We start from the raw sequence: 20,104 nt of genomic DNA on the forward strand, positions 1-20,104 counted from the left end.
CAGGTTTCATTGATAAGCATGTGAGTTCTAAAAACAAAAAGGGTTATTGCCGATGTGCAATAGCTCTTTTTGTTTGTCTGTTTTGAGGAAGGATTGCTTTCTTTTTCTATTCTTTTTCGTGTTTTTGTCGTACTTTTTGATATATAGTGATGGGTAAACATGGTCAATTATTTCTTTGACTCTTTATTTTTATTCTTTTTTGCTTATTTTTGTGCAAAGAAAAAGGAGATTATTGATCTCCTTTTGTCTTTTTCATATTATCATCCAACTACTGCGTAATGATGGGTTCGCCTACTTTTATCGATTATTTTGGACCAGAGAGTGCAATCAATACTTGTTGATACGAATGCGTATGTATATCCGTCCTTTTTAGCTTCTTTTTCGTTGTCATAGGCGGCTTCAATGAATATTGTACCCATTTCCGTTGGAACTTCTTTATCGATCCTTATCATTTTTAGCCTTTCTGATTAAACGTTAATATTTTGCCCTATTTTGCGTTTTTAATGTTTTTACGGTTATTTTATTGCCAAGGTTAATAAAAACTTCTATATGAGGCAAATATGAGCTTGTTTTTAAACTGCTGTTGTATTTGCTTTTATTATTGTTGGCCATCCGAAATTCAAGCAACCATTTGGAACTGTGAGTGAATTATTGTCTCTCACTTTACATTGAGTATTCCTGCAGTTGACACACGAAAACATTCTGTGGTTGGAATATCTTTTCTTGCATTCACCAGAACAGAACACCCAATTTCTATTACTAGCTATGAATGATTTTCCACAATTCATACATAATCTTTCAGGCATTATTACTTACTCCCTGTGATGAATTGGCTATCAGATCTTTGACTTCTTTTGTAAGGACTATTCTTTCGTATGTTTCTATGTCGTTATATTCAAGGAAACTTTCAAGTGTTGGATATGTAGCTGTCATGTTTGCCCAGTCTGAAGCTGCAGATGAATATACCTCAGTGTGATTTGCTGTTATGCCTTCAATCTTGGCAATCTTGCGGCACATAGCGTATACCCTAGCATCCTGGATAGCCAGGGCATTTATATATTCGTCAACACTCTTATATCCTCCAGCTAATAATGTCTGCTCATAAAGAACGTCTGCTGAGATTTCAACTCCATAGGTTTGCTTGTAGCTATTTACCGTGTTATAGACTCTCTTTTGAATGACTTCTCTAAAGGGTGCAATCATTTCATCAGGCATTTCTTTGAAAGTGCAGTTATCGTATACCTGCTGGAAAAGTGCATTTCCTTTTTCTGTAAGGAACTCTTCGTTGTTTTTTTCTTCAAGATATGTCTTTATTTTTGATTTAAGATCCTCGACGGTTGTAACACCTTCGATACCAAGATTTGCAACATAAGAGTCTGTGATGGTATCGGGTTCATGTACGTGGTCTATATAGAGTGTGTAGGTGTCACCGTTTTCGAGGGTAATATTAAACTTCTCTCCTGCCTTGTGACCTATCAGAGCAGTTTCTATTTCTTCGTTAAAAGTGTGCTTTCCTACGCTTATGGTTACTGTATTTTCTTCGATAGATTCTTTGCCATAGTGTACCTCAATGATATCGCCTTCATCTACAATGCCTTCTTCATCATCTTTGTATATTCCGCCCATTCCATCAACATATCCCTTAAGGTTGTTCTGGATATCTTCTCTTGTTATTTCTTTAGGGGAGGCGCCATAGTCTAAGTTCTTGTACTGACCTACTATTACGTAGTCCTCATAGTTTTTGCTGCTATAATTCTCACCGATATTAAAGACTTCTATTACTCCTACGGTTGTAACAAAAAGACCTGTTGCAATCGCTGTTATTACATTTCCTACAAAATTTGGGCTTTTCTTACTCATCATTTTTACCCTCCTTGAGTCTGTTTATTGCTTCAATTGCTATTTTGTATGTCGTAGCCATCTTATTTGATGCCGCATCATTTATTGTTAGGCATTTTGAATGCATCATCTTAAACCAGCTGAGAGCTTCGTCTATAGCTGACTTTGACAGTATCATCCCATCGCAATACAATGTTCCTGTTGTTTTGTCATAACGAGAGCCTTCGTACCTTGTATTGGCATAATCACCAGCTCCCATTGATGCCGCGAGCTGATTTATTATGTCTGATCTATTGCCACTCATTTGTATCTCCTTTTATATCTCATACATTTTATGGGTTCCAAGTGAGAACCTGTCTATCATCTTTACGCCACACTTATTGGCTAATTTCTTGGCTGCGTCTGTATATGTGCTGTTTGTTATAACCATTGCGTTATCGCAATCGTAATACTGCGCACCGGAAATGGCTTGTTGAACTGCGCTCTCTCCAACATTTCTTCGCCATCTTTTAGCCTGTATGCAGGTCAGCGTACCTGTTTCCATATCTTCTACAATGAGATCACCGCCAAAATCACAACTCTTTGGGGTAGTCTTTACATTGAAACCTTTGCGTTTATACATGTAAGCCAGATAATCTTCAAACTGTTCTCCACTCATCGAGTCTATTTGTCTTATGGTTGCGCCCATAAGCATCTTTTTATAAGCTAGTATCCATCCAAACGTTACTAATAGAGATGAAATCATTAGGCAGATTGATGCAGTCAGTACCGCACTACCAAGGTATCCTCCATTTTTTACAGCCTCGAAAACATAAACTGTGGCTATACCTGCAGGTATTATATATAAAGCTGCGGGGGCTTGCTTTCCTGAGAGGGCTTTCGTTGTGAATGCTCTCTGTCCTTTGCTTTTATGCTGTTGATTTTTCATTGTTTATAACCTCAAATCTTTTATTTGATTTATGTATCAGGGTGGCTAATTCATTTTTTCTTACCAAAACATCGTTTTTTTCTAGCAATGGGACTTCCTTGTACATGGATATGAATGATATATTACTCATTCCCGAAGCATCTCTGAGCGTTTCTATGCATGTTTTTGTTATGGGCTTTAATGGAGCATCCATAAAGATACACAGTTCGTGCAGTGGCTCTGACGAGATAGCCTGTTCAACTATACTTGTTAATAAGGCTTCCGCAATAAGCTTTCTTTTTGTTACACCAGAAGTATCAATTATTATGAAGCTCTGAAATACATTCGGATCATAAATCTTCTGCTTTGCAGAGTTATTCATGTAATCATGTACTCTAACCTGTTTGTAATCGTTGAAAACATCTTTGCACCTCTTGGCTGTTGAGTATGTGCTTCCTTTTATAAAGGGCACACAGAAGTCATTTATAAGGGAGCTGCCATTGACTCCGTAGATATAATCAGGCACTATGTCATATACATATCTGTAATAGTCCATGTTTTTTCCGTATACGACAACAGATGCGCCTTGCGTTAGCATTTTTCTCATTAAAAAGCCTGCTGCCGATGGACTATTTTTATCGATGAATACATTGGCTTTTTGTGTGTCTATGTTCATTTTTTTAGGGCCAATTAAGGTCTTATAGTCAAATGATAGTTCCATTTTTATATACCCTTATTGCAGACTTGTTGAACCGTCTGCATAATTGATCTTTATTCCAGGTGCTACATTGTAAACAAAGACGCAATAGCTGATAGTATTATCTTCAACGCTCCTTGCTTCGATGAGTACACCACTTGCCACAAGATTATTCCCGTTGTATATAGGCGTTACTCTGTAAGTAACGTGCCTGTCATAATATCTCACATAGGATGCCACTGCATTTTCAAACGGCTCCATGCCAACTGTGTTGAAATAAAAGCTCCCAGTGATAAGGTTCTTATCGTTTGCGTTTTCACCTGCAAGCTGGAATCCTATGAGGTGACATCTTGCCCACATATAACCCTGAAGGTTATCTTCGTTGATGAGAATGTCATATTTTGCCTGATTAAAACCAGATGGCTTTACCTGACCTATGGATTCTCTTGGTTCGGTTGGCATCAGTTCTTTGCATATATTTGCATATGCCATTCCGCATCTTCCAAGAGAGTCTCTCTCTGAGTAGTATTCAAATGGTTCATATGTGTAATCATCTGCTGTAAAGAATGGAATGTTGTTATTGATTACTACATAAGGTTCGCCACTATACTCAGGAACAAGGCTTAATATTATCTGCGATATCGCTTCTTGGTTGGAGGAAGCAGTAGGTGTCTCTTCTGTTGTATTTGAAGCAGTATCGTCACCGTGTTTTGCGTCATGGTTTTCTTTTATGGCTTCAGCTGTTGCCTTTGCATCTTCTGATGCTTTGTTTACGAAGTCTTTGAGCTGTTCGGTTAGGGTGCCTTGATCTGTTGTGTCAATGCCTTGAGCTTCTAACCAAGGATTTTTAAATTCCCCTAACGTGTCATATTCTGAAAGATCATCGTAATCGTAAGTCTGGCCTTTAAAGTCGGATGTTGGGGCTTTGAGGGTTGCTAAAAAGTCGTTCCAGCAGCTTTCTATCTTTGCAAGCCAATAGTCCCACCAATTTACTGATTTATCTTTTAGGTCCTCGGCGTTTTGTTTGGCGTTGTTGATATTGTTTTCGTCTGTAATGTAATCGATGCCGTCCTCGGCATATTCCGAAACCGTTACTGCTCCGTCTGTTATTTTTTCAATCGTTTCATTGCTTGCGTAGGCTGATGTTAGATCAGATGCGCTCAGATTGCCCTTGCCGCAACCAGCAATAGATATTGTTAGTGCTGAGACAAGGAGTATTGATATTATCTTTTTCTTTTTCACGATTAACCTCTTAGTTTAAAGACGCTTAGCTTTGTTGCTCCATCTTCTCTTTCTACGTCATATATCAGAGAAAGAGGATCAACCAATTCATCGTCTGTTATGCAATCTAGGGAATATATGAGGTAAAAATCTGATGTTTCGCTTACTTGCTGGAATAACTTTGATACCTCTTCTATTTGTGACTCTGATTCACATATCAGGCAGACAACGAATGAACCGTATCTGTCTATATCTTCAGAAAAATATCCATGGAGGGATATGATCTGGGTAATGAGTGAGCCTATCTTGTTTTTGTGTTCTCCCTTGGGAATAGGGATGGCACAAATACTCATTTTTCTTCCGAGTCTTGTTCTTATTTGTACTAATGATGGTACTTGAGTTATGAATTTCTTATAAGGAACTGTTTTATAGAACATCTTATCTTTTGTTCCAGCTCCTTCAAGAACGGAAATGTGCCATTGTGTGGCTGACAGGTGCTCTAGTATGTTGGGAATGTCATTCATGTTGTATCTAAAGGCTGAGCGCAGATTCCTATACTTGCTGCGCTCAGTTTTAGATAATATATACACGTCATTGTCCGGTTCATCGCCAGGATATGTTATTGTGTATTTTTCTACTAAGCCCCTGCTCATCATCTTGCTTATGGATTTTCTAGCGTTTATTGTTCTATGTGAATCCATGTTTAATGCTCTTTGAATGTGCATCATGTTCATGTATCCGTATTTTTTTAAAAGCGAGATAATGATTTGTTCTCCAGTTGCCTGTTCTTTATCTTTTAGCTTTGATCTAATAGTTGTATTTTCTATATGACATCCTGAGTCATATGAAAATCTTGATGGAATGATTCTGCTCATTCTTAAATACTCCGTCTTTCACCATTAAGTTCTGCGAGAAGTTCATCAAGTGCATCTTCTTCTGTAGTATCAGCACTGTCATTGTCATTATCTTCATTAAAGAAATCACTAAAGTCTGTATTCTCATCGATCTTGCTTTTGGGCTGTTTCTTTTTTGAACTATTTGGCATCTTGTCGATTCTTACAACCTTGTTATCACTTACTTTTTCTTTGTTTGCAGCTAGTAGTGATGGGTTGAGGATTTCTATTGGCTCCTCTTCTATATCAGAGTCTGATGAGTAGCTTCTTCTGATATCGACATTTGCTAACAGCATTGATGCATTTCCGAGGCGCTGCTTTACTACATCGTCGCTTGCAAGACTTTGAATATCTTCCAAGTTGTTAAGTGGGAGCGTTTCGATTGCATCATCTTCATTTCTATAGTTGTGGACCTGCTGGGAAGTTTTATACTTCTTCATATCTTCTTTAGCAGTCTTGTTTGCCTTAGGCATTTCTATTACTCTTCCCTTTGAAGGGCCATCTACTGAATACTTGTCAAATGAGTAGTCTGGCACATTCTGATCCTTAAAGTCAGAAGGCTTAGGGAATGTTGTTTTTGCATGCTTTCCTTTGAGGACTCTTCCTTCGTCAATCGCATATACGGTAACTTCTTGGAATCCTCTCATTCTAATCTTGTCACCTGCTACTGCACTCTTATCTTCGACTGTTCTTCTCTTACTCTTAGTTACGTTGTAATTAACATCAAGTTCTGAGTTAGAGTTGATAGATGTCTGTATAGACTCTTTATGCTCTATTCCTGCCATCTGTTCGTATATCTTCATTTCCTCAGGAGATACACGTCCAAATACGATATGAACACCAGAACCCATGATAACGTCTCTGAGGTACTGTGTTGTAGCGTTTTTCTTAAACTGAGACAGAGACTGGATAGCGATGTTTGCGGACAGTCTGTACTGTCTGTAGAGAGCGAACATATCCTCATATACTGGGTGCATATACTGTGCAGCCTCATCGATGTATACAAAGTGGTTCATTCTGTTTTCTGCTGGCCTACGAACTACTGCAAGTTTCATAAGCAGCAAGATGAAAAGACCAAGCGCAGTTGATGATTGCGCACCGAACTCAATAGCTGTGTTAATAAGCGTGATCTCTCCTCTTGCAAAGGCTTTGTCAAAATCAAGAAGGTTTTCTTCAGGAGCTGATAATGCTCTCTTTACACGGACATCAAGCAAAAGGTTTGAAAGGATATTTCTAAGACCTCGTGCCTGCTCAAACATCTTTTCAGCACCAGCGCCAAGAAGCTCTTGCTTAACAAAATGGATGTTTTCTGCATATCCTTCAGCTTCTCTTTTTAACAGTTCTGAGTATTCGTCAAGGGTTACACCCTGCTCCCTGTATTCTTCAGGAATTTCAGATTCATCAGTAAGTGGGTAGAATATGATATCGTCGGTAGCATCTTCATCGAATACAGGCTCTTGGATATCATCCCTATCCATATCTCTCTTATTGTCTTTTCTCTGATTACTCTTTGTTTCTAATTCGTGTACGATAACCTTCATGTGAAGCTTGTCTTCAATATCTTCAATAATAGGTTTTAGTTTGCCAAAGTCAGAAATTACTGACTGAATTTGTGTTATGTTAGTCTGTTTTCCGTTAAGTACTGCATATAGCATGCACATGACAGCCGCGTTTGTTGTAACGGACTCGTTAATGCCTCTGAAGTAAGGGTCTCCGCCTTTGCCTTGAATATCGTTTACTGCAAGAAGAACTTCTGCGAATGTCTGTGCTTTGTTCTTTATATAAATCTGTCTTTGTTCTTTATCCAATCCTGGCTCTACGTAGAATGGGTTTAATCCAACCATTCTTACGTTTTTGTTTTTGTAATTCACTGCAGGATCAAGAACATTTACTTTCATATTTCTTGCGGCTGCTAACTTGATGATGTCTTTGTTCATGGCATTATTTGGAGCCATTACTGTAATACCGCAATCAGGATATTTCTTTCTGATCTGTTCTAGTTCGTCTGCATATTCTTTCTTTGCCACAACATCATATTCTGTTGATACGCCATTTCCATTTTTATATGCTTTTCCTTTTCCTTCTTTTACGAACTTCATTTCAAGAGGAACACGTTTGCTCATGTTTCTAAGCTTTGTGTTAAGGTCACAAATTATAGCTGGTATGAACGTACTTGATGTTTTACCTGTACCTGAGTTACCAAGTGTGAATGTGTGTACGAATCTATCATTTTCCTTTATAAGAATTGGCTTTCCGGTTTTCATGTCTCTAAGAATGTTGAGATCGAATGCCACATCCTTATTCTTTCTAGTATCAAAAAGCTGCTGCCATCTTATATTTTCGATATTCTCGACGATCTCTTCATTCTCTTTTACTCTTCTCACAATTGCGAAGATTGCATATGCAAATAGACCAGTTACACCGATTAGGGCAAGTCTGCATAGAATGAATAGCATTTTAGCATCCAGGTTTCTTCCTGTCGGGATTTTACATATCTTAAATACCAATGTATCAAATACAAAGGTCCAGATTGTTTGCCCTACGCACATTGTGGCATTTGCTATTACTAATTTAAGTGTCAGCTTCTTTCTGTCGTAGAAATTAAAAGTATCTTCTTTAGTTGAGTACAGCCACCAGATAACTGGTAATACTGATGCAATAAGTATGTAAATCGGACTTGTTGTAAAAACAACTTCCTGCACGTTGTACATTGCGTAGCCGTATCTGTATGTTAGTAGCAACATATTTAGGCATAGCATGATAAATCCAATAATGATCGGTAGCATATTAACCTTCCTTCTTTGTTGAAAATTTACATAATTCGATTAATATTCGCGCAGAGTGTTCATTTATAGCAAGAGTTCGTTTATATAAAGGGAGAATATGCTGGCCTGAAGTGTTATATGTTTTATTTATTTACTTTTATGCATATAGATAAATATATATGTTTGATTGTAAATAAATCATTTTGTTTAACTGTACGACATTATATAAATATAAATGCATTTAGTATAAACAGATTAGCAGAATTGCATATAAACATATAATACAATTAACATAAGTACAGTAATCAATAAATACATATTTACATAATGAATGTATATAATAAATACATATGCACATAATAACAGCATTGCATAAAAACAAATATGCATTGCAAAAGTCTAACAAATATACATATAAACACAAATACACAATGGCATATTTACAGTTAAATAGTAAAATAGTAATAATGTATAACATAAATACTGTATTATAAATTTACTGTTATTATGCTAATAATTAAATATGTAATACACATAAACATCTTGATTTATGCAGCGACGTGCTATATTATTATTTTATAGCCCGCTTGTTATCAGGGGTTTTACTTTTGTGTAAATATGTATATTTGTTTATATGTAAAACATAATTACTTTTTACACTCTGTATTTTATTGTATATATGTATAACATATTTACTTTTACACATTATGCTGGGATTTTTATTTAGGCATGTTATTTGTATTTATGTTTAACATATTTACTGTATAACATATTATAGAATGGCCGCAGGAGGGATAAGTGTATGGCAATAAAGATAGGAATTGTTAATCAAAAAGGTGGGGTAGGAAAAACTACAACAGCAATATGTCTTACAGATGCGCTAACAAGGATTGGTTATAAGACATTATTAGTTGATTTTGCACCACAGGCTAACTGCTCTAGCACTTTTGGGGTTAAGGGAAAGGAGCCAACTGTCTACGATGCGATTATGAAGCGTGCCAATATTGTGGATGTAGTGGTAAAAGGTAATGATATGGGTGATATCGTTCCATCAGGAGAGGATTTAAAGATGGCGCTGTGTGAACTGGTGAATGTTAAGGCTGGTGAGAATAGGCTCAGAACAGCTCTTGCACCAATAGAGGACCAGTATGACATGATAGTAATCGATTCTGATCCTACGCCGGGAATAATGCTTGATAACGTTCTTGCTGCTGTTGATGGCGTAATCATTCCGATGAAGGCAGAAAACTATTCAATTGAGGGTATTAGTAGTCTTGTTAAGGATATCAATGAAGCAAAGGCTGAGCTTAATCCAGACCTTAGGATATATGGAGCTTTATTGACAATGCTAGATGAGAAGGGTACTTCTACTCACACCAAAATCAGTGAGAGTTTTGATAATTTATCTCAGTATAATCTATATCCATTTAAAACGAGAATCAGGCTTTCTAAAGCCATTCCGTCTACTCAGACATGGGTATCGATAGACCAGCCTAAGAATTATAGTGAACATAGGATTCTTGAGGCTAAGGGCTCTATATATAAGTATGATAACAACAGTGGTGCGGTAGATTATAGTAACTTTGTACGAGAGTTGATGGAGGTGATTACTAGTGAGTGATTTCTTTTCTGGAATGACAAAGGTAGATCTTGGCAACAAAAAGAAGGTAAATGAGAACGAGACAAAGGAACGCAAAGAAGTTACAGAAAAAAAGGCAAATAGCACATCAACGAGGGCAAAAACAGAAAAAAGAGAGTTAAAGACAAACGAAGTTGTGCTGGAGAACCCTGCTGAAGCGCTTGTGGTAGAAGAGGAGAAGCAAAAAGAAACTAAAAGGGGCAGGAGACCAACGGGCGAGGAACCAATGGAGAGGCGATTTATCGCTGTAAATATTGGTAATGGTGTAGAAAACGATCTGGGATTTCTCATAAAAAAATATGAGAGAGAGACGGGAAAGAAAAATGTTGGTGTTGGTACTTACATAAGATATCTAGTAGATAAGGATATTGAAGAGAATAGGGACTATATCGAGAAGGCCAAGAAATACGAAGAGTTATTATTTGGTGACTAATAATAAAAGCCAGGGCGATTATCGCCTTGGCTTTTTGTCTTATTTGACCAGTGAGGGTTCATTTTCGTCCAATAGATCAAACATGTCTGTGAATTCTTCCATGTCAGTATCTTCTTCGTATTCATCCTCATAATCATCATATTCATCATTTTGAGGTATTTCTACTTGTATCTTCTTCGCAACAGGTTTTGCTGCCTCTTCGTAATCACCAGCTGGTGTGTTTAACCTATTGATAAGCTCTGTTGAGAGGGATAGCTTGTTGGAGAGCACTGAATTCTCCTCTTCAAGCTTACTAATAATTATCTGCGATATCTTGAATTTCTCCTTGATATCATCAAGTTCTTTCTTAAGAAGTTCAAGTTCCTGCTGATCTTGTGGCTCAGGGTCCTGTAATGTAGAATTGCTCATGTTTTCTAGCTTTTCATCAATCTTCTTTAATAACTCTGCGTTGTCTTTTTTTATTGTCTTAGTAATATCACTGTTTGTCTTGTCGATTTTTGATGAGAGCTGATCTTTTACACGGTTTATGCTTTCATTTGCGTCGTTTTGAGTATCTTTTGCATCCGTGTTTTCTGCAATTTTGCTAAGCTTTGCATCGAGGTTTCCGATTGTTTGCTGCTGTTTGTTCAGCTTATCTTTCAGCTCGTTTGCTGTTGCTCTTGTTTTGCTATCAATGTCTTTCTTGATATCTTCCTTAACGGATTCCAGGTCGATATCAGGAAGTTTGATTTCTGGCATTGTAATGTTTGAGATTGCCTTGAGCAGTGCAGACTCGGTGTTTTTAAGGGCCTCATCTGTCTTGTCAGCATTGTCGTCCTGAGTCTGCTTGATCTGTTCGATAGCATCTTTACTCTGCTTTGTCATGCTCTTAACACCATTGATTAGATCGCGCTGTTTTTCAAGCTCAGCTCTCTGTTTTTCAATAATATCTGCCTGCTCTTTAATTGTTGCATCCATTCCATTGATTAAGCTACCAACATTTTCTACCTTATCCGAGAATGAGCTTTCAAACTTATTAAAGTTAGACTCGAATAGTTTTTCAATATAGTCGGCAAACTTGAGCATTGCGTCTTTACTAAGAGAGGTCTGTTCCCTTTTTACTTTCTTTGCGGTGTTGCTGTCGCCAAGTGGAGGCATCTTTCCGTCGTTTTCAAGATATATTCTTATCTTTTCTTTATCATACTTCTTATTATGCTTAAGGCTGAATATTAGTCTGAGTGTTTCAAGATCTTCTATTGTATATAGAGCGATACCTCTATCGTTCTTTTCTACATTAAGGAAATCTTTAAAGTACCCAGTATAGTTTCTGATAGTCTGTGGAGTGATGCCAAGTTCATTGGCAATGTCAAATGTGGAGTAGAGTATTTCTGACTCTGTTGAAGGTATCACTTCTGGCTCTTCAATCATCTCTGTTGATGAAAAGAAGTCGAAGTCCTTCATAAAGCTTTCCGCAAATGATGTTGGATTATATTCTTTCTGATTTTTATTATCTGTTGCTGGTGTAGCTCCATCATATAATGGGGATTGTGGATCAATGTTGTCGGCACGGCTGTCTCCAGCTGCCTCTTTGCATATTTTTCCCTCCTCGTTTGAGCTAAATATACTATTACCAGCAAAGATATTTTCGTTGTTGTTCATAATAATATCTTCGTTCATGGCGTCTCCTTATTTGAAATTGGGTTTTATGATCATACTGATGATTTAATCCGATGGTGTTTATTTATAGCAATAGGTTTTTATAAAAGAATTTTTCCTTTTTGCGAAAATTTGTTTTTGTGGCTTTTACCATATTTTGTCAAAGTCAAAATAACGCAAAATTTGGCGATTTAAGGGCTTTTTGTCTATTTGATGGTTAAAAGCTCGGGGTGGAATATTTGCCTTTTGTATTGGCTATTATTTGCGCATATTAGCCTAGATTTGTTATCGCTATTTGCTTTGTTTTGCATCGTAATGATATAAATGAATTTTCTATTGCTGTAGCTAAGCATTCTTACTTAATATTCTTTTATAAATGAATATTTACGTCTTTGAATGTATTTTCATATTGACAGAGGCTGCATGTCGCTTTATTATTGCCTTATTATTCTTATAATATTTCGTCGGCACATTGTATTAATGGGCAAGAAGCAAACATGCGTCTTGCTCTATTTTTATGTCTAAAAATAGAGCGCGCAAAGATCAGCTAGATCTTGCCTCTTTGAAAGGAGGCCCACCATGAGTGGAGGTGTATCTAAAAACTGTTCTTTTTCAAATCCCTGTCCTATTTGTGGAAAGCCAGACTGGTGTAACCAAGTTACATTCGGAAATGGTGACTATCTATGGTATTGCCATAGAGTTCATGGAGCTAAAGGTGATATCATAACTGCATCTGGCAAGATGTGGGTATGGAAGAAAATTACTCCTGAGCACTTTACAGCGTGGGAACCTAAGGAACAGTACGATGCAAACAGGGAGAGCTTTATTAAGGCTTTACCTAAAAATTCACAAAAAGGAACATATTATAATAGTTCCTCATATCGAAATGGCAGAAGTAATGAGAGGGTAGTGGCAGCAGATTATACTGACTGGAATACACTTCCTCTTGAAGGCACATCTGAGTGTGCAGACCCAAAAACTCTTAATATGTTCTATAGGGAGCTTTTGAACAATCTTGTTCTTGAGAATAAGCATGAGGCTAAACTCAGAGCTGAATGGGATTGTCAGAATGGCATGTTTGAAAAGGCAATAAAGGCTTTTCATATTAAATCTATGCCACCCGAGGACAGAATTAGGTATTCTTCTAAGGAAAGATTAAAGAATCTTTCAAGAAAGAAGATAGTGGCTAACATCATTGAAAAACTTGGCGAGCCTGTTGGCGTACCAGGTTTCTATCAGAGAAAAGATGGCGCATGGACTTTATATTATCTTAGCGGAATTGTTTTTCCTGTATTCGATAGTGATGGCAACATCATTAGGATAAGGATAGGAAATGATTATCCTAAGGTAAAGGGAACACTTAATGGCAAAGATGGTATCTTCAATTATTATATGAAGGATGAGATTCCTGGTTGGTATTTTATGCCCGAAGGAGAATCTGAGCCAATCCTTGCATATCAGTATGGATCAGAACATAATCTTATTTCTTTAAATAAGAAGGGTTATCCAGACGGTAAGGTTGTTGGAAAGTACATGAACTTTACTTCTTTTAAAGAGCTTCATCTTAAAGATGAACAGGGTAATCCTAGAAGGATTAACAAGTTCACAAATGGATGTGAGTCAGGTTCATTCTGTAGTCTTTATACAAAGCAGGGCGATGATCCTACTATAGTATATGTAACAGAGGGAGAAAAGAAAGCGATTGTAGGCAATCTCATGCTTAATGTTCCTGTTGTCTCAGTGCCAGGCACAAGTTCTATTCTTAAATTATTTGAAGATGAGCAGGGTATGGAAAGAAGCCTTGTTGATTCTCTAATAAGAAGGGGAACAAGAGCTTTTGTAATCGTTCTTGACGCTGATAAGAAGGTTAATGAAGCGGTACTTTATGCGGAGTCTTTGGTTGTTACTGCATTTAAAGAGAAGAATCTTACAGTCTTTACCGGTGAGTGGAATTCTCAGTGGGGTAAAGGACTTGACGATATTCTCTTAACAGGTGTTTTGCCAGACATCAGACCTGCCATGTAAAGAAGAGGTTTTGCCTCTTCTTTTTTTGTTTCTATAAAAGTATTTTTTGATATCGAAATTGTATGATGTTGCTATATAAGGATAGTGTGTGTTATAACAGTCATAGATTTTTATTTTATTTTTAGTTACGCACTGCTGTATTGGCAATGTATTAACAGGACGTATTGTCTTGAGTGGCCAATTATCTTATCAGATAAGAAGCTGCTACTAAAGGAAAGATAAAGATCTTTTTTTATTGTCTTTTTTTGATGGTAATTAAGGTCTCTTTCCAACCTTAAATGCTTATCATGTCATATAAGACACAACTTATCAGTATGCCTTATGGCATGATAAGTAAATGAGGGTATATCCCTCTAGGACCTTCAACCAGCCCTTCAGCTTTGAGCTGTAAAAGATTCTACGGGATTGTCTGTAGACCGAGATTGATGCTTTCCCTAAAGAAGGGCGTTGTTCTTTCACTAAAGTTGGAAGAACCTTTTTGCCCACGAAAGATTGGCAATGACCGATATCGCACAATGAGAGATAAGCTGCGCATGTTGGGATAAGTTAGGAACAGGGTGGTGCCTGTATAAATCTCTCAAACCAACTGACGGGTCGGAACCCACCTTAGCTTATCGGCTAGGTAGACATTGATTAGGTTCAATGTTAAGAAGGGTTCAAGGCCCTTGTCAGTTTTAAAGTGGAAAACCCTTCTTTAAGGCTTTTCTACTTATTTTACAATTTAATATTGTTTCAAGGAGACATGACATCCTTTCTAAAGGCTACTTTAGATAAAGTGCATGACTGCCAGAATAGGGGTGCAGTAATTATTAACTGACTCACCTGTTCTTGGGGTCAGTGGAAAGGAGTTTTGTCATGGGAAATGAGAATAAAAACTCAAAGAAAAAAGCCCTGTTTAAAGGACTTAAGGACATACTATCTGTTATTTACATGCTAGCCAGCATTGTAAGGATAGTATTTGAACTCTTAAGCCACTAAACAAAGGCTAATTAGCTATATGACGGGGACCGGCCATCCTCGTCCGCTGTAGCTATTCTACCATGATGGAGGTAATTATGTCAAAAAGAACAAAAAAATGGTTAGTAATGCTAGACGTATTACTGATCGCATTAAATATTCTCGATATTGTATGCTTATCAGCATCAGAAGAGGATATTTGACATGGTAGCTTAACCACCTTTCCAAATACGTTTGGATAAACGGATAAGACTATTCATCTGATGAATGAGTAGGGACTTTAGTGCAAAAGTGCTATCCCTCTCATCAGGGGATAGTCGGCAGGAAGGAGGTTTCCATGGCTGGAAAGAAGAAGCGTAGAAGTCTATTATATAGATGGAAACATTTTTCTGGAAAGAAAAAGAGACGCTTATTCCTTAAGTTTGTAGCGTGGATTGTCAGCGTTGTCATCGAATGCTTGATAACCATTGCCTTGACCAAACTTTTTGGGTAAGTGTCTCTGTGAAATCAGCTGGGTGAGGTGATGACTCACCCTCTGATTTCACTTTACCATGGAGGAATACTTATGTCAAAAATCATTTTATTGTCACTTGCAGCTATTGTAGTGGCAGCAATTCTCATAAAACTTACAATATCTATAATTAAGGATTTTAAGTCTAACGAGAATTGAGAAAGTAGAATAAAACTACTTTAAAAATTGAAGGACGCTCCTGAGCGTCACCAAACATTCAGGAGTGTCCACGGAGAGTCTTTCTCTTTGTTCGCTCCTGTTTGTTTTTATTGCAATAAAAACAAATGAAAGGACGATGGGTACTTAATTAGCTACTAAGTGCTTGTCAAAAAGGAGAAAACAAAATGAGAAAGATCAACGTAATTTTAGGACTTGGAACAATGGTAGTTGCACTTTTTTGTGCAAAGGTTACTGTTAACGCAGAAGAGGGCTATGAGCAGACTTCTTCAGATGTAGTTTGGGATGTTACTCCTGTAGAGGAGCATAATGATCCTGAGCCAGCTCACGAAGAGCCAGCACCAGAACCAACTCCAGAGCCAGCACCTGTTGTTGAGCCTGAGGTTGAGCCAGCACCTTCTGTAGAAGAGGAGCCAACACCAGAACCAACTCCTGCACCAGCACCTGCAAACAACACTCCTTCAGAGGAGACACATGAGGCTGCTCCTTCATCTAATAATGGTGATAATGGCACACATGATGTTGTTACAGAGGAAACACCAGCACCTGCTACAGTTGAAACTGTAGTTGAGAATACTGTTGTAGCTGAAGCTGCGGTGGAGACACCTGCAATTTCTGCATCAAAAAGAGCAGTAAGATCAACAAATAAGGTTGCAGCAGTAGTAGAAGATGATGCTGTTGAGGTCCTTGGTGTTAACAGGGCTGATGAGATTGACGAGGTAGTTGAGGAAGAGGTTAGTGTAGAGTTTTCTTATAGAAATCTTATCTTATTCATGATCTTTGCACTTCTCTTAACTGCACTCGCTTATTACCTTCTTGGCAAGCGTAACTACGTTGTAGTAAGACGTTCTGTAGAAGGCGATGAAGAGGCTGAAGAGCTTGTTGTTGAGGAACTTAAAAAGTTTTTCTCAATCAAGAAAGCTTGTGAGTATGTTCGTGACTATCAGTGGGATGGTGAGGACGATACTTATGCAGCACTTAACATTCTCAACACTTCAAGAGATGAAGAGGTTGAGGAAGAAGATGGTACAATTTCAAACGCACAGCTCGTTTATGTTGTATCAGCTGATCGTAAGCAGGAAATTATTGGCGCTTATGCAAATGATAATGAGGTTGATACCATAGGTAGAATCCTTGGATTTGTGGAAGAGGCTGTTCTTGCATAATCAGTTTTTTAATAATTGACACACGGGTTGCCGCGCCCTTGGAAGCAGTTAGAGATTATTGTTTCTTTCTGCTACTTGGGCTCGACTCCCAAGGTGTGTCTTAGCTGCCCTCTGGCATATTCTAATACTAGAGAGGTACTTTAATGATTAAAATCCTGAATATATTTGTTATTGCTTTATCTGTTATTGCTGATGTGTGTACAGTAGGAATCGCTTTAAGAAAGTTAGTAAGGAGGGTTTTGAATAAGGTCACGAAGAAATAAGACTGATTTAATATAATTATCTGGATGTTGGGTGTGCATAACCCGGCTGTGGCTAGAGGGTAAGCATCCGATAGTTTTACATACATATTAAGTTAGTTTAAATGCTTGATATTCAAGCTATATGGTCTTATAATAAACTCATCAGGAAGTACACTACCCCTAAGCAAGGTAGAAAATTTCTAGTATAGGAATATTGCCAAAAGAGGAACTTTTAAAGTTCCTCTTTTTGTTGTATCAGCTGATGGTAAGAAGGAAATTATTGGCGCTTATGCAAATGATAACGAGGTTGATACCATAGGTAGAATCCTTGGATTTGTAGAAGAGGCTGCTCTTGCTTGATTTTAAACTTAGCGTCAACCAGTGCTAAGTGGCACACTAACCCTTGATGTGCTATAATGTCCTTACTAAGAAGGACTCCCTTATGGGTAAACTAAAGGGAGTCTTTCGGGGACTTTCTTTGGCTTAGAACATATCAAAGAAAGGGCCCTGCATTGGAGGTATGGGCATGGTAGAAACAATTATGGATAAAGCAGAAATTAAAGAAGTGATCGAATGGTGCGAGGAAAAGGGCCATTCAGAACACGAAATATTGGAATTGATTAGACGTATTGTGGGTGCAAAGCCACACAGAGATACGGATTCTAAAACTGCTGAGGTGCAGTAATTTGCAAGATGGTCGCTCCCATAGGGAGTCACCATCTTTTATTTATGCTTTCTGCTATTTCTAAATTCGCTTAAGCATTTTCTATATACTCAAAGGTCTTTTTGCAATTTTCTGGCGTATCCGTTTTCCTTGATAGGTATTCTATACTCTCACCATTTTCCATATATGTAATATAATCCGCAAATTCTTCCGCAAAAAATTCTCTCGGATCAGAATAATAATCATTGTTTATGTTTGAGTTTTTATATTCTTCATTGAGGATAGCTAGAAATTCATTACTTTGAGATGGGGATCCCAAACATGCATCAATATAATGTCCCAACTCATGCATTAGTGTATGTGGCGTAAACTGATCTTCGATTGTGTTTATTCTTATGCCAGCCATAGGCTTATTAGTTATCTTGTTTGTTCCAAGGTGCGCTATGGGGATATATTCCTTGCTTGGATTGAAGATCTTGTAGGTTTTTTTACTTTCATATAATAATGCAAGACCATCTTTGTAAAACTCATCCAGGATAAAAACGTAATCAGGGTATTCTGATAGGAACGAGTCGATATCTTTCTCAGGGTGGTATGATTCCACGTCTTTATCTAAAAATATACTTGTGTAGTAAGTGTATCCTTTGTAAGTGTTCTTTTCGTGCAGGAATCCTTTTCTTGTCTGCAATAAGGCATAACAGATAGATGTAATGGTAATAATTGCTGCTAAAAGCAGAATTGTTTTTTCTATTAAATGTTTATCTTTATTATGCATTATTAGAACCTTCTTCATAACTAAGTATTGTGGCGATCATATTCTTTATATAGTCTGGTGCCTTTCTGCCCGCCTTATTCTCATTGTCCTTTTCGTAACTTTCCCAATTTTGATATGTCCTGAAAGGGATTCCAAATTTGTCAGCAAATGCTTTTTGGGTAAGTCCTGTGCTTTTTCTCAATTCAAGTAGTGATTGTTTGTTACTCATATTTTTAAACCTCCTCATACACTCAATGAGTGTATGCGTGAGTAATATTAGCACTCAATGAGTGCTTTTTCAAGTTTTTTTCTTTTATATAAGCATTTTTTGTTTTTGTTTATCTGTCTGTTTTTCTATTTTGGGGTAATTGTGGGTATTTATGGGATTTTTCGTAAATAGTTGGATATGGCTTTAATGGTTGCTGTAGCTGTACACTTACGTATTTAATGTACATCGTATGCAAATGCAAATTGGAGGTTTATATGAAAAGACTAAGGTATCTACTTGCGATAGCAAGTACGGCTGCGCTTTTTGCTTCAACAAAAAGCCCTCTGCCAGTCTATGCTGCTGATACGATTTCTTATCAGTATCTTGATGGCACCAGCCTTACTGCTACAGATACAACCTCTGACGCAGATTTCACAAATGCGAAAGCCGAGGTTGCAGACGCAGGCAAAACAGTTATCTCATTTATGTATGAGACATGTAGGACTGCACCAGATCCATCTGTAATTGATGGTGGCGGAGTAGTGACTGTTGTTACCGAGGATATGGTTGAGGCTCATGGTGACACTGTAGGTGGCAATTCAAACGCCAAGTGGTTCATCTATGACGGAAAACTATATATCACAGGTACTACAGGAACCGCAGGAGAAAAGGTAACAATATCAGATAGTGGAACAGCTACTGGCAGTAACACAGTTAAAACTGAGTTTACTGGCACTTCTTTTGATGTTGAATGGCCTTCTCTCATGTATGACTTTACTACTGTTGGAGGTGGTAAGGTTAATGATTCTGCTGTTGGCGATGAGAAGGACTTCTTACCAGAGAAATTCTACACAGTAACAGAGCCAACTAAGGATTATATGTCACTCGAGATCGCAAATAGAGATGATATCTCTATCGATTCAAAAGTTGACGGTCATATCGGTGGCGATATGGAGCCAAGTAAAGTTGGCTGGCACGGAAAAGAGGGTTCTATCACTGAGATCTATATTTCAGATGATATCGAGCTTTCAGGTAACATGAATGGTCTCTTTAATGCCAATTTCACTTATATAAGAGAAACAGGCAAGGCTGGTGACATGGGCGATAGCTTATACACAAGCCTTAAGAATGTTTATCTTTATTGTGATATGAGCAAGGTCACATCTGCTGCCGGAATGTTCGCAAGAATAGGTACTCTTGAGAATATCTATGTTCGAAATGGAGATACAAAACCTCTTACAAATATGGTTTCAACTGCGTATATGTTCTATGGCGACAAGAATCTTGTAAATGGTACAGATTCTTTTATTGACGCTATTGATCTTTCAGGCGCAACAAACCTTTACTCTACATCTTTCATGTTTGGTGGAT

General features: G+C 37.6%; 18 protein-coding genes. 7 read left to right on the plus strand and 11 right to left on the minus strand.

The window, feature by feature from the left end; translation table 11 throughout:
• Positions 1 to 260 precede the first annotated feature (260 nt).
• The 8 genes from T541_RS0115805 to T541_RS0115845 all read right to left on the minus strand — a co-directional run bounded on the left by T541_RS0115805 (position 261) and on the right by T541_RS0115845 (position 8,343).
• The gene (locus T541_RS0115805) at positions 261 to 452 is read right to left on the minus strand and encodes a hypothetical protein (RefSeq protein WP_026653594.1); all 192 of its coding nucleotides are present in this window, start codon (positions 450 to 452) and stop codon (positions 261 to 263) included.
• A gap of 346 nt (positions 453 to 798) precedes the next feature.
• Positions 799 to 1,863 carry a hypothetical protein gene (locus tag T541_RS0115815; RefSeq protein WP_026653595.1) on the minus strand — a complete coding sequence of 355 codons (1,065 nt, stop codon included), beginning with the start codon at positions 1,861 to 1,863 and terminating at the stop codon, positions 799 to 801.
• Entirely contained in the window at positions 1,853 to 2,143 is a 291-nt protein-coding gene (locus T541_RS0115820; protein WP_026653596.1) for a hypothetical protein, read from the minus strand. Before T541_RS0115820 ends, T541_RS0115815 begins: the two co-directional genes overlap by 11 nt.
• 12 nt (positions 2,144 to 2,155) lie before the next feature.
• Positions 2,156 to 2,767 carry a restriction endonuclease gene (locus T541_RS20890; RefSeq protein WP_051538301.1) on the minus strand — a complete coding sequence of 204 codons (612 nt, stop codon included), beginning with the start codon at positions 2,765 to 2,767 and terminating at the stop codon, positions 2,156 to 2,158.
• Entirely contained in the window at positions 2,748 to 3,467 is a 720-nt protein-coding gene (locus T541_RS0115830; protein ID WP_026653597.1) for a hypothetical protein, read from the minus strand. The genes T541_RS20890 and T541_RS0115830 overlap by 20 nt, the downstream gene beginning before the upstream one ends.
• A 12-nt stretch (positions 3,468 to 3,479) precedes the next feature.
• Positions 3,480 to 4,685, minus strand: coding sequence for a DNA/RNA non-specific endonuclease (locus tag T541_RS22100; RefSeq protein ID WP_051538302.1), 1,206 nt, complete (start codon positions 4,683 to 4,685; stop codon positions 3,480 to 3,482).
• A gap of 2 nt (positions 4,686 to 4,687) precedes the next feature.
• A complete protein-coding gene (locus T541_RS0115840) occupies positions 4,688 to 5,539 on the minus strand; it encodes a hypothetical protein (RefSeq protein WP_026653598.1) in 852 nt (283 codons plus the stop codon).
• 2 nt (positions 5,540 to 5,541) lie between these two features.
• Positions 5,542 to 8,343 (minus strand): TraM recognition domain-containing protein, encoded by a 2,802-nt coding sequence (locus tag T541_RS0115845; protein WP_026653599.1) that lies wholly within the window; start codon positions 8,341 to 8,343, stop codon positions 5,542 to 5,544.
• Between the two features lie 781 nt (positions 8,344 to 9,124).
• Between T541_RS0115845 and T541_RS19970 the strand changes: the two genes are divergently transcribed.
• Positions 9,125 to 9,943: a ParA family protein gene (locus T541_RS19970; RefSeq protein ID WP_051538303.1), complete on the plus strand. Its 819-nt coding sequence runs from the start codon at positions 9,125 to 9,127 to the stop codon at positions 9,941 to 9,943.
• Positions 9,936 to 10,394 carry a hypothetical protein gene (locus T541_RS0115855; RefSeq protein WP_026653600.1) on the plus strand — a complete coding sequence of 153 codons (459 nt, stop codon included), beginning with the start codon at positions 9,936 to 9,938 and terminating at the stop codon, positions 10,392 to 10,394. The genes T541_RS19970 and T541_RS0115855 overlap by 8 nt, the downstream gene beginning before the upstream one ends.
• 39 nt (positions 10,395 to 10,433) lie before the next feature.
• Here T541_RS0115855 and T541_RS0115860 read toward each other — a convergent pair whose 3' ends face one another.
• A complete protein-coding gene (locus T541_RS0115860) occupies positions 10,434 to 12,050 on the minus strand; it encodes a MerR family transcriptional regulator (protein ID WP_026653601.1) in 1,617 nt (538 codons plus the stop codon).
• 558 nt (positions 12,051 to 12,608) lie between these two features.
• On the opposite strand from T541_RS0115860, the gene T541_RS0115865 reads away from it, so the two are divergent.
• The 4 genes from T541_RS0115865 to T541_RS21500 all read left to right on the plus strand — a co-directional run bounded on the left by T541_RS0115865 (position 12,609) and on the right by T541_RS21500 (position 17,792).
• Positions 12,609 to 14,054 carry a DUF3854 domain-containing protein gene (locus tag T541_RS0115865; protein WP_026653602.1) on the plus strand — a complete coding sequence of 482 codons (1,446 nt, stop codon included), beginning with the start codon at positions 12,609 to 12,611 and terminating at the stop codon, positions 14,052 to 14,054.
• An 855-nt stretch (positions 14,055 to 14,909) separates the two neighbouring features.
• Positions 14,910 to 15,032, plus strand: a complete 123-nt coding sequence (locus tag T541_RS22005) for a hypothetical protein (protein WP_278247054.1) — start codon at positions 14,910 to 14,912, stop codon at positions 15,030 to 15,032.
• A gap of 834 nt (positions 15,033 to 15,866) precedes the next feature.
• Complete coding sequence (locus T541_RS21700; protein ID WP_026653603.1) at positions 15,867 to 16,865, plus strand: hypothetical protein; 999 nt, start codon at positions 15,867 to 15,869, stop codon at positions 16,863 to 16,865.
• Between the two features lie 768 nt (positions 16,866 to 17,633).
• Positions 17,634 to 17,792, plus strand: a complete 159-nt coding sequence (locus T541_RS21500) for a hypothetical protein (RefSeq protein ID WP_155839552.1) — start codon at positions 17,634 to 17,636, stop codon at positions 17,790 to 17,792.
• 70 nt (positions 17,793 to 17,862) lie between these two features.
• Here the strand turns inward: T541_RS21500 and T541_RS0115905 are convergent, their stop codons facing one another.
• Both T541_RS0115905 and T541_RS0115910 read right to left on the minus strand, forming a co-directional pair.
• Positions 17,863 to 18,546, minus strand: a complete 684-nt coding sequence (locus tag T541_RS0115905) for a hypothetical protein (protein ID WP_026653604.1) — start codon at positions 18,544 to 18,546, stop codon at positions 17,863 to 17,865.
• Complete coding sequence (locus T541_RS0115910) at positions 18,539 to 18,754, minus strand: helix-turn-helix domain-containing protein (protein WP_026653605.1); 216 nt, start codon at positions 18,752 to 18,754, stop codon at positions 18,539 to 18,541. Before T541_RS0115910 ends, T541_RS0115905 begins: the two co-directional genes overlap by 8 nt.
• 254 nt (positions 18,755 to 19,008) lie before the next feature.
• On the opposite strand from T541_RS0115910, the gene T541_RS0115915 reads away from it, so the two are divergent.
• The coding region (locus T541_RS0115915) for a hypothetical protein (RefSeq protein ID WP_026653606.1) at positions 19,009 to 20,104 on the plus strand (1,096 nt) is incomplete at its 3' end.

It is taken from the genome of Butyrivibrio proteoclasticus P6B7, from assembly GCF_000622085.1.
Classification (GTDB): Bacteria; Bacillota; Clostridia; order Lachnospirales; family Lachnospiraceae; genus Butyrivibrio; species Butyrivibrio proteoclasticus_A.

Coding starts and splice junctions, on each gene's coding strand:
- T541_RS20890 (WP_051538301.1), bottom strand. CDS start 2,767: ATGAAAAATCAACAGCATAAAAGCAAAGGACAGAGAGCATTCACAACG.
- T541_RS19970 (WP_051538303.1), top strand. CDS start 9,125: ATGGCAATAAAGATAGGAATTGTTAATCAAAAAGGTGGGGTAGGAAAA.
- T541_RS0115815 (WP_026653595.1), bottom strand. CDS start 1,863: ATGATGAGTAAGAAAAGCCCAAATTTTGTAGGAAATGTAATAACAGCG.
- T541_RS0115805 (WP_026653594.1), bottom strand. CDS start 452: ATGATAAGGATCGATAAAGAAGTTCCAACGGAAATGGGTACAATATTC.
- T541_RS0115865 (WP_026653602.1), top strand. CDS start 12,609: ATGAGTGGAGGTGTATCTAAAAACTGTTCTTTTTCAAATCCCTGTCCT.
- T541_RS0115905 (WP_026653604.1), bottom strand. CDS start 18,546: ATGCATAATAAAGATAAACATTTAATAGAAAAAACAATTCTGCTTTTA.
- T541_RS0115845 (WP_026653599.1), bottom strand. CDS start 8,343: ATGCTACCGATCATTATTGGATTTATCATGCTATGCCTAAATATGTTG.
- T541_RS0115860 (WP_026653601.1), bottom strand. CDS start 12,050: ATGAACGAAGATATTATTATGAACAACAACGAAAATATCTTTGCTGGT.
- T541_RS0115910 (WP_026653605.1), bottom strand. CDS start 18,754: ATGAGTAACAAACAATCACTACTTGAATTGAGAAAAAGCACAGGACTT.
- T541_RS21500 (WP_155839552.1), top strand. CDS start 17,634: ATGGTAGAAACAATTATGGATAAAGCAGAAATTAAAGAAGTGATCGAA.
- T541_RS0115840 (WP_026653598.1), bottom strand. CDS start 5,539: ATGAGCAGAATCATTCCATCAAGATTTTCATATGACTCAGGATGTCAT.
- T541_RS0115820 (WP_026653596.1), bottom strand. CDS start 2,143: ATGAGTGGCAATAGATCAGACATAATAAATCAGCTCGCGGCATCAATG.
- T541_RS21700 (WP_026653603.1), top strand. CDS start 15,867: ATGAGAAAGATCAACGTAATTTTAGGACTTGGAACAATGGTAGTTGCA.
- T541_RS22005 (WP_278247054.1), top strand. CDS start 14,910: ATGGGAAATGAGAATAAAAACTCAAAGAAAAAAGCCCTGTTTAAAGGA.
- T541_RS0115830 (WP_026653597.1), bottom strand. CDS start 3,467: ATGGAACTATCATTTGACTATAAGACCTTAATTGGCCCTAAAAAAATG.